The organism is Pseudomonas sp. P4795, assembly GCF_048822895.1.
In the GTDB taxonomy this organism is placed as follows: domain Bacteria; phylum Pseudomonadota; class Gammaproteobacteria; order Pseudomonadales; family Pseudomonadaceae; genus Aquipseudomonas.
Genome location: NZ_JBMFBT010000006.1, coordinates 488,380 through 498,957, shown reverse-complemented (window position 1 = coordinate 498,957; position 10,578 = coordinate 488,380). Strand labels below are relative to the sequence as shown.

Genomic DNA, 10,578 nt, shown 5'->3' with positions numbered 1-10,578 from the left:
CCCGATAGCAGCCTCTGGTGCTTACTGATTTTGCCGCCGGCCGGAATTATCTCGCAGGATGTAAACCCTCCACTGGCCGCTCCTGATCAGAAACCAAAAGAAAAAAAGCCCGGCTCCTAATGCCGGGCTCTCGTCGAGTCCTACGGTAAAACCCTGCATTCACACCGCACGGCGTTCGATCAGACGATCCGAACCATTTTCCGCAACCTCGTTGCCTTTCAGACGATCCGAACCGTCGGCGGCAACCTCGTTACCTTTCAAACGATCCGCCCCATCAGCAGCAACAGCATCACTAAACAACGGATCAGTCTGCGTAGCCGCTGCCACAGCATCGCTAAACAGCGGATCAGTCTCAGTAGCCGCAAAGGCATTTAGTGCGAAGATCGAGAAAACAATACCTACGATGGTTTGGCGTTTCATGGTTGTGTGCTCCGGGTTGCAGTGGTTGGGTATGGAGCCGATCTTACGCCGCGCTTCCGATATGAGAACTTCATTGAGTTAATGGCTGTTATCGACGCAGTCAATGATGCCCCGCCCTCACCCGCAAGGCCGATATGCCACGAACAAAGCAGCATATGCAAAAATCGAAGTACAAACGGTTTTTATAGTGCGTTTTAATCTATTCAGAATTTTTTCTGTTTGGAGCATTCGCACTTGAAGACCACGGCATTTCTAACCCTGGGCCTGGCATTGGCCACCACTTGCTCCGCCGCATTCGCCGGTCCGATCCTTGATCGCGTCACGCAAAAAGGTGTGCTCACTGGCGTGTTGATGGAGAGTTATCCGCCCTTCTCTTTCCTCAATGCGCAAAACCAGTTGGACGGTTTCGATGTAGACGTCGCGAAAGCCGTGGCCGAAAAGCTGGGTGTGAAGTTGCGACTGGAGACGCCGTCGTGGGATGTGATTGCGGCCGGGCACTGGAATGGTCGTTACGACATCTGCGTGTGCTCGATGACGCCGAGCAAGGCGCGCGCCGAGGTATTTGATTTTCCGGTGCAGTATTACCAGTCGCCGGCGGTGATTGTGGTGAATGCCAAGGACACGGCCATCGCTGCGGGCAAAGATTTGTCGGGCAAGAAAGTCGGGGTGATCAGCGCATCGACTTACGAGGCTTATCTGAACAAGGATCTGGTGATCGAAGGCGCCGAGGACAAGCCGCTCAGCTATCCATTTGAGAGCGTGCAGATCGCGCCGTATGACAACGAAACCGTGGCGTTTCAGGACCTGGCGCTCGGCAGTGGCGTGCGTCTGGATGCGATGGTCACCAACCTGATCACCGCCCGCGAGCGCATCTCTCAAGACCCGCGTTTCAAGATTGCCGGCGAGCCGCTGTACGCCGAGCCGAACGTGGTGGCGGTCGAGAAAGGTGATCCGCAGTGGAACGCGAAAGTTACCGAAGTCATCGCGCAACTCAAGGCTGACGGCACGCTGAGCAAGATCTCACAGAAGTGGATCGGCTCCGATATCAGCCAATGACTGCCCTTAACCCTCACCCGGCGAAAACCCGGGTCGCCGTTGAACCCGCGCCGCTGCAACCACGTCAGTGGTTCGGTTTCCGCACGCGTTTGTATCTGACGTGGGCGGGACTGCTCGGTTTGTGCGTGATGTTTTTCCTGAGCTTCGATCTGAAGTTTTCGATCATTCTCGACAAGCTGCCAAACCTGGTCGGTGTGCATCTGGGGCCGAACGGTTTTTTGCAGGGCGCGGCGCTGACGATTTTTCTGTGCTTTTGCTCGATCTGGTTTTCCTTGCTGCTGGGTTTTGTCACGGCGCTGGCGCGACTGTCCAGCAGTGCGGTGGCGTTCGGCATTGCGAGTTTTTACGCCTCGTTTTTTCGCGGTACGCCGTTGCTGATTCAGATCCTGTTGATCTATCTGGGTCTGCCGCAGCTCGGTGTGGTGCCGGGGGCGATCAGCGCCGGGATCATCGCGTTGTCGCTGAATTATGGCGCCTATCTCAGTGAAATTTTCCGCGCGGGCATCCTCGGTGTTGCGCCGGGGCAGCGTGAAGCGGCGGCGGCACTCGGTTTGAAACCGGCAGCCACCTTCATCCATATCATCCTGCCGCAAGCGATGCGTACGATTCTGCCGCCGACCACCAGCCAGTTCATTTCGATGCTCAAGGATTCTTCGTTGATCTCGGTGATGGGCGTCTGGGAAGTGATGTTTCTCGCGCAGTCGTACGGTCGCTCGTCGTATCGCTACATCGAAATGCTCACCACTGCAGCCGTGATTTACTGGCTGCTGTCCATCGGTCTCGAACTGATCCAGCACCGCCTCGAACACCATTACGGCCGGGGTTTCAAGCATCAGCGCTAAGCCGCTCACGATATTTTCAGGAACGACAATGTCCGATCCAAAACCTCTGCTGTTTGCACTCTATGAACAGGCCAGCGTCGGCTGCGGCGGTGCGCCAAGCCTGTGGACTCACCCGGCTGACGAACGCCTGAGCATCAACTCGCTCGGCTACTGGTCGAACCTGGCGCGAATTGCCGATCAGGCGCATCTCGACATGCTGTTTTTCGGCGATGTGCTGGGCTTCTATGACGTGTTTGGCGGCAACGCCGATGCGGCGATGAAATGGGCGGTGGAAGCGCCGGCCAACGATCCGTTGATGATCATCCCGGCGCTCGCTGCGGTGACGGAAAACCTCGCATTCGGCGTGACCGTCACCACCAGTTACGAGCATCCGTTCACCCACGCGCGGCGCTTCAGTACCCTCGATCACCTGACTAATGGCCGGGTCGGCTGGAACGTTGTCACTTCGTACCTGTCCAGCGCCGCACGCAATTTCGGCCTCGAACAGATGATCAAACACGACGACCGCTACGAGCGCGCCGAAGAGTTCATGGACGTGGTCTACAAACTCTGGGAAGGCAGCTGGGCGGATGACGCGGTGGTCGCTGACAAGGCGCGCCAGCTCTATGCACGTGGCGATCGGGTGCGGCCGATCAATCATGAAGGCGCGCATTACCGGGTGGCCGGGCCACACCTGACTTCGCCGTCGCCACAGCGTACGCCGTTGTTGATTCAGGCCGGTTGGTCGGGACGTGGACGCGAGTTTGCGGCCAAGCATGCCGAGCTGATCTTTATCGCCAAGTCCAATCCGCAGGAGATTCGCCAGGGTCTGGAAGACATCTGGGTCAAGGCGCAGGCGCTCGGTCGGCAACGTGAAGACGTCAAATCGCTGACTGTGTTGCGCATCGTCACCGCCAAAACCGAGATCGAAGCCCAGCGCAAATACGATGAGCTGCAAAGCAATTATCACCTGCAAGCGCAACTGGTCAGTTACGCCGGCGACACCGGGATCGACATCAGCCGCTATGCCGACAATGAAGCGCTGTCGACCCACACCGAAGGCCTGACCTCCTACGTGATGCGCGCCGATGGCAGCGGCAAACCGCTGACCGCAGGCGACGTCAAACAGCGCTTCGCCAGCGTCACGCGCGGCAGCGACCTGATTCTGGTCGGCACACCCGAGCAAGTGGCGGATCGCATCGAAGAACACGCGCGGATCTCCGGCACCAGCGGTTACATGCTCAACCCGCTGATCAGCCCCGGCAGCCTCGAAGATTTTGTCGAGCTGATCATCCCTGAATTGCAGAAGCGTGGCTTGTATCGCACTGAGCCGCAACGCGGGACGTTCCGCTCGAGATTACGTGGCGATGGCGCGAATCATTTGCCGGATTCGGCTTATGGCGCGTCGTTCCGTTTCGACCGCACGCAGTGACTGCGCAGGCGATTAGCAAAAAATAGCCGAATGCGGTGAATTTTTTCGTGTCCAGTTGTATCTGATCAGGAACAAGCTGTGCCATCAAATAGATGGCAACGGCCAAGGCAAGCTGCCCAGCCCGCGCCACACGGGGCTCAGGGCGGTTTGCATCAAGACTGATAGGATCAGAGTGGACTCGCATGAAAGCAGCTAAAAACAGCGTCAACCCGATCGGGTTGCAAGACATCACCATTGTCGACGACGTGAAGATGCGCAAGGCGATCACCGCCGCCGCACTCGGCAACGCGATGGAATGGTTCGACTTCGGCGTCTACGGCTTCGTCGCCTACGTGCTCGGCAAGGTGTTCTTCCCCGGTGCCGATCCAAGCGTGCAGATGATTGCCGCGCTAGCGACCTTCTCCGTCCCGTTCCTGATTCGGCCGTTGGGCGGTTTATTTTTCGGCGCATTGGGCGACAAGTACGGACGACAGAAAGTCCTCGCCGCGACCATCGTGATCATGTCGCTCAGTACTTTCGCGATTGGCTTGATCCCCTCCTACGCGTCGATTGGCATCTGGGCGCCAATCCTGTTGTTGCTGGCGAAAGTCGCCCAAGGCTTTTCGGTCGGCGGTGAATACACCGGCGCTTCGATCTTCGTCGCTGAATACGCGCCGGATCGCAAACGCGGTTTCCTCGGCAGTTGGCTGGACTTCGGTTCGATTGCCGGCTTCGTGTTTGGCGCAGGTTTGGTGGTGCTGATTTCGACGATTCTCGGCGAACAGAAATTCGAAGAATGGGGCTGGCGCCTGCCGTTTTTCCTCGCTCTCCCACTGGGCATGATTGGCCTGTATTTGCGTAACGCGCTGGAAGAAACCCCGGCGTTCCAGCAGCACGTTGAACAACTCGAACAAGGCGACCGCGAAGGTTTGGCCCACGGCCCGAAAGTCTCGTTCAAAGAGGTTGTAACCAAGCACTGGCGCAGTCTCGTGACCTGCATCGGCGTGGTCGCGGCGACCAACGTCACCTATTACATGCTGCTCACCTACATGCCGAGCTACCTGACGCACAACCTGCACTACAGCGAAAATAGCGGCGTGCTGATCATCATCGCGATCATGGTCGGCATGCTGTTCGTGCAGCCGCTGATCGGCTTCATCAGCGACAAGATCGGGCGCAAACCCTTCATCGTGTGCGGCAGCATCGGCCTGTTCATCCTCGCGATTCCAGCGTTCACGCTGATCAACAGCGGCAAAATCGGCCTGATCTTCTCCGGCCTGCTGATGCTGGCGGTGTTACTGAACTTCTTCATCGGCGTGATGGCCTCGACCCTGCCGGCGATGTTCCCTACGCACATTCGCTACAGCGCCCTGGCCAGCGCCTTCAACGTCTCGGTACTGATCGCCGGCCTGACCCCTGCCCTCGTCGCCTGGCTGGTGGAGACCACGCAGAATCTGTACATGCCGGCGTATTACCTGATGGTCATTGCCGTGGTCGGCCTCGCGACCGGCCTGACCATGAAAGAAACCGCGAACAAACCGCTACGCGGCGCGGCACCTGCAGCGTCCGACCTTGAAGAAGCCAAGGAACTCTTGCAGGAGCATCACGACAATATCGAGCACAAGATTGAGGACATTGATGCGCAGATTGCTGAGCTGGAAGCCAAGCGTGAAAACCTCGTGCAGCAGCATCCGCGGATTGAATAAAAAACTCGCTTTCAGCGCTCTCGCGGCCTTCGCAGGGCGCTAAATAAGTGGTTTAGTGCCGGGTAAATCAAGGAGCGAAAGCGGCCAGTCATGAACGGCTGCTTTCGATCCCGAACCAAACCCCGCAAGGACCGCACATGAGTTTCTTCAAAAAGCTTTTCTCCTCATCGAAAAAACCCGTCGTTCAATCGGCTCCTCCGGTAACACAACCTGAGGTGCCGGATGATCTGCCTGACTGGTCCGAGATCGAAGCGGCGCACGATGCAGCTCGAGTGGCCGGCGCGGAATGCCTGGATCGGCACTGGCGGTCGGTCGGGGCTGTCGAGCAGGATGTCCTGTCCTACATGATCAGCCCGAGCTTTTCCGGTGGCCCTGACTGGCCGTCTACCCGCCAGGCCTACCGCGTGGTGCGCCGTAGCGATTCAATCATTCTTGCCACCGAAGGCTTGTCAGACCCGTTCGATGGTACGGACGATATGTCCAATGGGTTTGAGATGGAGTTATTCATCGAAACCGCCGATATCCCCGAACATGCCAAGGGCGCCGTAGGTGACGTCGATCCATTCAAGCGCAGCTGGGCTTTCGAACTGTTGGAAACCCTCGCCAAAACCGTGGCCAACGCGGGCGGTATCACCCACAGTCTCGATCAGCACGGAGTGCTCTCCGTCGACGTCCCTGGATTCAGTCAGTCGCACCATATAAACGGTCAGTTGCCCGCCCTCTTCGTCACCGATGACGATTGTGTCGGCGTGCTGCTGGGCGGCCCGCAACCCGATTTCCAGACCCGCCTGGATGACATGCCTTTGTCTCCGGTCAGGTTGGTGCCGGTGGTATTGATCACGGCGGCGGAGCTTGCCTACGTGCGCTCGGGTGGGCGCGCCGCACGCGAGGATCTGGTCAGCCGCTTGAACGCTGCGGGCATCGGGCATTTGAGCAGCCTGCAACGTGCCAGCGTTGTTTGATGCCGTGCGGAACTCAGTGACGGCGTGACAAGCACCGTTCTTTTTCGCACGTTGACCCATCCTCCTCCCTCCTCAGCTTTACTCACCGGCACCAACGGCTCAATGTTGCATTGAGCCGCCCAACGATCCACACCTCTAAAAACCACAAGGAGGGTCGTGCACCGATCATGAATATTCTCTACGACGAACAGCTCGACGGTGTGTTGCCGGACGTCGACAAAGCCGCGCTGCTGCTGGATCTGCGCAGCCAATGGCCGGATCTGCAAGTGCTGCACGCGCGCGAAGAACTCAAGCCGTACGAATGTGATGGGCTTTCGGCCTATCGCACCACGCCGTTGCTGGTGGTGTTGCCCCGGCATCTGGATGAGGTGCAGGGGATTCTGCGGATTTGCCATGAACGGCGGGTGCCGGTGGTGGCGCGTGGTGCGGGGACCGGATTGTCCGGCGGTGCGTTGCCGCTGGAGAAAGGCGTGTTGCTGGTGATGGCGCGCTTCAACAATATTCTGCAGATTGACCCGGCGGCGCGTACGGCGCGGGTTCAGCCGGGGGTGCGCAATCTGGCGATCTCGCAGGCTGCCGCGCCATTCGGGCTGTATTACGCGCCGGATCCGTCGTCGCAGATTGCCTGTTCGATTGGCGGTAATGTCGCGGAAAACGCTGGCGGCGTGCATTGCCTCAAATACGGTCTGACGGTGCACAACCTGCTCAAGGTCGACATTCTCACGGTCGAAGGCGAACACGTCACGCTCGGTTCAGAGGCGCTGGATTCTCCGGGATTTGATTTGCTGGCGCTGTTCACCGGTTCCGAAGGCATGCTCGGGGTGATCATCGAAGTGACCGTCAAACTGCTGCCCAAACCACAGACCGCCAAGGTGCTGTTGGCATCATTCGATTCGGTGGAAAAGGCCGGGCGCGCGGTGGGTGAGATCATCGCTGCGGGGATCATTCCCGGTGGTTTGGAGATGATGGATAACCTGGCGATCCGTGCCGCTGAAGACTTCATCCACGCCGGTTATCCGGTGGACGCCGAAGCGATTCTGCTGTGTGAACTGGATGGCGTCGAAGCCGATGTCCACGACGACTGCGACCGGGTGCGCCAGGTACTGGAGCAAGCCGGCGCGACCGAAGTACGTCAGGCGCGCGACGAGGCCGAACGCGTGCGATTCTGGGCCGGGCGCAAAAATGCCTTCCCTGCAGTCGGTCGTTTATCGCCGGATTATTACTGCATGGATGGCACGATTCCGCGGCGTGAATTGCCCGGCGTCTTGCACGCGATCAAACAGTTATCCGCCGAGTACGGCCTGCGCGTGGCCAACGTTTTCCACGCCGGCGACGGCAACATGCACCCGTTGATTCTGTTCGACGCCAACCAGCCCGGCGAACTGGATCGCGCTGAAGCATTGGGCGGAAAGATTCTTGAGTTATGCGTGAAAGTCGGCGGCAGCATCACCGGCGAACACGGGGTCGGTCGCGAGAAAATCAATCAGATGTGCGCGCAGTTCAACAGTGACGAATTGACCCTGTTTCATGCGGTGAAAGCGGCGTTCGATCCGAGCGGTCTGCTCAATCCGGGCAAGAACATTCCTACCCTGCATCGCTGCGCCGAGTTTGGCGCGATGCACGTGCATGGCGGGCAGTTGCCGTTCCCAGAGCTGGAGCGATTCTGATGGGTAATGCGCAGGATTTCGACGACAGCGCCGCCCTGCTCGAGCAGGTCAATCAGGCGCTGGAAAACGCTACGCCGTTGCGCATTCAGGGCGGCAACAGCAAGGCGTTTCTTGGGCGCATTGTTGCCGGGGAAATACTCGATACGCGCGGGCATCGCGGCATCGTCAGCTATGACCCGACTGAACTGGTTGTCAGCGTGCGCTGCGGCACACCGCTTAATGAATTGCTGGAAGTGCTCGACGCCGCGCAGCAAATGCTCCCATGCGAACCGCCCGCCTTCACCGACGGCGCCACGGTGGGCGGCATGATCGCCAGTGGCTTGTCGGGGCCGCGCCGCCCGTGGTCGGGTTCGGTGCGCGATTTTGTGTTGGGTACGCGGGTCATCACCGGGCATGGCAAACATCTGCGCTTCGGCGGTGAGGTGATGAAGAACGTCGCCGGTTACGATCTGTCGCGGTTGATGGCCGGCAGTTATGGCTCGCTTGGCGTGATCACCGAGGTCTCGCTCAAGGTGCTGCCGAAACTGCGAAAGTGCCTGAGCATCAGTCTTGAGATGAACAGCGAACGCGCTCTGCTGCGACTGGCCGAATGGGGGCAGCAGCCATTGCCGATCAGCGCGGCTTGTCACGATGGCGAGCGTTTGCATCTGCGTCTGGAGGGTGGCGAGGGTTCGGTGGCGGCGGCGCATGATCGATTGGGTGGCGAGTTGCTTGATGCCGCGTATTGGGCGGATTTGAATGAGCATCGACTGGCATTCTTCGATGAGATCCAGCCGCTGTGGCGCTTGTCAGTACCGAACAATACGCCGCTGTTGAATCTGCCCGGCGTGCAGTTGCTCGACTGGGCTGGTGCGCAGCGCTGGCTCAAGTCCGATGCTGATGCGGCGGTTGTTCGCAAACTAGTCGGCGAAGTCGGCGGACATGCAATCAGCTACAGCCATGGCCTGGTGGACAGTCCGTTCCAGCCGCTGCCGCCCGCCCTGCTGCACTATCATCAATCCCTCAAGCGACAACTCGACCCTCGCGGGATCTTCAATCCCGGCCGTCTGTACGCGGAGCTGTGAGCCATGCAAACCACCTTGAGCGCAGAATCCCGGCAACTGCCGCGCGCCGAAGAGGCCGAAAAAATCCTGCGCAGCTGTGTGCACTGCGGCTTTTGCAACGCGACCTGCCCGACCTATCAACTGCTCGGCGATGAACTCGATGGGCCACGCGGGCGCATCTATCTGATCAAGCAGGTGCTCGAAGGCAATCAGGTCACGCGCAAGACTCAAGAGCATCTGGATCGCTGTCTGTCGTGCCGCAACTGCGAAACCACCTGCCCGTCCGCGGTGGATTATCACAACCTGTTGGATATCGGCCGCGCGGTGGTCGATGCCGCCGTGCCGCGTCCACTTGGTCAGCGTTTAGTGCGTGCAGGGCTGCGCAGCGTGGTGTCGAATGCCGGGTTGTTCAAGGGGTTGATCAGCAGCGGCCAGGTGTTTCGTGCACTGCTGCCCGGCAGTTTGCAGGCCAAACTTCCGCGCAACGCAGCGGCGCCTGGATCACGTCCGGTAACCCGACATGCGCGACAAATGTTGATGCTGGAAGGTTGCGTGCAGCCGGGGTTGTCGCCGAATACCAATGCGGCAGCCGCGCGGGTACTGGATCGCTTGGGAATCAGCGTCACCGCAACCCTTGAAGCCGGTTGCTGCGGCGCGGTGGAGTATCACCTCGACGCGCAGGCTGCTGGCCTTGATCGCGCCCGGCACAATATCGATGCGTGGTGGCCGGCGATCGAACTTGGCGCCGAAGCGATTGTGCAAACCGCCAGCGGATGCGGTGCGTTCGTCAAGGATTACGCGCATCTGCTGTGTGCCGATCCGGCGTATGCCGAGAAGGCCAAACGGGTCAGCGCGCTGGCAAAGGATCTGGTCGAAGTGCTCAGGGATGAGCCATTGGAATCCCTCGGCGTTCACGGGGATCGGCGACTGGCATTCCATTGTCCCTGCACCTTGCAACACGCGCAGAAACTCGGCGGCGCAGTCGAGTCGGTGTTGCTGCGCCTGGGCTTCAGCCTGACCGCCGTACCGGACGCGCACCTGTGTTGCGGCTCGGCCGGCACTTATTCGCTGACCCAACCTGAACTGGCGCGACAGCTGCGCGACAACAAACTCAATGCACTGGAAAGTGGTCACCCGGAAATCATTGCCACAGCCAATATCGGCTGTCAGTCCCACCTTGACGGCGCGGGTCGCACGCCAGTGAGGCACTGGATCGAACTGGTCGACGACGCTGTTGGCCTCGCCCGAAGGCGGCGTGCCGATTATGTTTGACGGGCAGGTGATTGGCGCGGTCGTGGTGTCGGGGGTGAAGGCCGAGCAGGATGCGCAAGTGGCCCGAGCGGGCGTGCAGTGTCTGGATTGAGGGGTAAATGACAGGCGAAAAAAAACCGTCTTTGCGGGACGGTATTTTTTCGTAAGCCTCGGTTTGCGACCGAAGCTTACTGCCTCACAAGCCACACTGACGTGGACGCATGTTATTAGCCTTTGCTAT

At 59.4% G+C, this 10,578-nt stretch carries 9 protein-coding genes and 1 pseudogene; 9 read left to right on the top strand and 1 reads right to left on the bottom strand.

Translation table 11 applies throughout. The annotated features are described in order from the left end of the window. Nucleotides 1-159: 159 nt before the first annotated feature. A complete protein-coding gene (locus ACOI8A_RS20175; protein WP_420651421.1) occupies nt 160-420 on the bottom strand; it encodes a hypothetical protein in 261 nt (86 codons plus the stop codon). 234 nt (nt 421-654) lie between these two features. Between ACOI8A_RS20175 and ACOI8A_RS20170 the strand changes: the two genes are divergently transcribed. From ACOI8A_RS20170 to ACOI8A_RS20130, 9 genes and pseudogenes are all read left to right on the top strand, one after another. Then, complete coding sequence (locus ACOI8A_RS20170; RefSeq protein WP_420651420.1) at nt 655-1,476, top strand: ABC transporter substrate-binding protein; 822 nt, start codon at nt 655-657, stop codon at nt 1,474-1,476. Next, complete coding sequence (locus ACOI8A_RS20165) at nt 1,473-2,318, top strand: amino acid ABC transporter permease (RefSeq protein WP_420651419.1); 846 nt, start codon at nt 1,473-1,475, stop codon at nt 2,316-2,318. Before ACOI8A_RS20170 ends, ACOI8A_RS20165 begins: the two co-directional genes overlap by 4 nt. 28 nt (nt 2,319-2,346) lie before the next feature. Then, complete coding sequence (locus tag ACOI8A_RS20160; RefSeq protein ID WP_420651418.1) at nt 2,347-3,729, top strand: LLM class flavin-dependent oxidoreductase; 1,383 nt, start codon at nt 2,347-2,349, stop codon at nt 3,727-3,729. A gap of 182 nt (nt 3,730-3,911) precedes the next feature. Continuing rightward, a complete protein-coding gene (gene proP, locus ACOI8A_RS20155) occupies nt 3,912-5,414 on the top strand; it encodes a glycine betaine/L-proline transporter ProP (RefSeq protein ID WP_420651417.1) in 1,503 nt (500 codons plus the stop codon). Between the two features lie 137 nt (nt 5,415-5,551). After that, entirely contained in the window at nt 5,552-6,376 is an 825-nt protein-coding gene (locus ACOI8A_RS20150; protein WP_420651416.1) for a suppressor of fused domain protein, read from the top strand. A gap of 167 nt (nt 6,377-6,543) precedes the next feature. Beyond that, nucleotides 6,544-8,043 (top strand): glycolate oxidase subunit GlcD, encoded by a 1,500-nt coding sequence (gene glcD / locus ACOI8A_RS20145; RefSeq protein ID WP_420648836.1) that lies wholly within the window; start codon nt 6,544-6,546, stop codon nt 8,041-8,043. Then, a complete protein-coding gene (gene glcE / locus ACOI8A_RS20140; RefSeq protein ID WP_420648837.1) occupies nt 8,043-9,107 on the top strand; it encodes a glycolate oxidase subunit GlcE in 1,065 nt (354 codons plus the stop codon). Before glcD ends, glcE begins: the two co-directional genes overlap by 1 nt. A gap of 3 nt (nt 9,108-9,110) precedes the next feature. Continuing rightward, complete coding sequence (glcF, locus tag ACOI8A_RS20135) at nt 9,111-10,358, top strand: glycolate oxidase subunit GlcF (RefSeq protein WP_420648838.1); 1,248 nt, start codon at nt 9,111-9,113, stop codon at nt 10,356-10,358. Then, nucleotides 10,309-10,449, top strand: a pseudogene (locus ACOI8A_RS20130) (heme-binding protein); the annotation flags it as partial. The gene glcF and the pseudogene ACOI8A_RS20130, both read left to right, overlap by 50 nt. Between the last annotated feature and the right edge of the window lie 129 nt (nt 10,450-10,578).

Bases quoted from the DNA above. Each gene is read 5' to 3' on its own strand.
- ACOI8A_RS20175 (WP_420651421.1), bottom strand. From the start codon at position 420: ATGAAACGCCAAACCATCGTAGGTATTGTTTTCTCGATCTTCGCACTA.
- ACOI8A_RS20165 (WP_420651419.1), top strand. From the start codon at position 1,473: ATGACTGCCCTTAACCCTCACCCGGCGAAAACCCGGGTCGCCGTTGAA.
- ACOI8A_RS20160 (WP_420651418.1), top strand. From the start codon at position 2,347: ATGTCCGATCCAAAACCTCTGCTGTTTGCACTCTATGAACAGGCCAGC.
- proP (WP_420651417.1), top strand. From the start codon at position 3,912: ATGAAAGCAGCTAAAAACAGCGTCAACCCGATCGGGTTGCAAGACATC.
- ACOI8A_RS20150 (WP_420651416.1), top strand. From the start codon at position 5,552: ATGAGTTTCTTCAAAAAGCTTTTCTCCTCATCGAAAAAACCCGTCGTT.
- glcD (WP_420648836.1), top strand. From the start codon at position 6,544: ATGAATATTCTCTACGACGAACAGCTCGACGGTGTGTTGCCGGACGTC.
- glcE (WP_420648837.1), top strand. From the start codon at position 8,043: ATGGGTAATGCGCAGGATTTCGACGACAGCGCCGCCCTGCTCGAGCAG.
- glcF (WP_420648838.1), top strand. From the start codon at position 9,111: ATGCAAACCACCTTGAGCGCAGAATCCCGGCAACTGCCGCGCGCCGAA.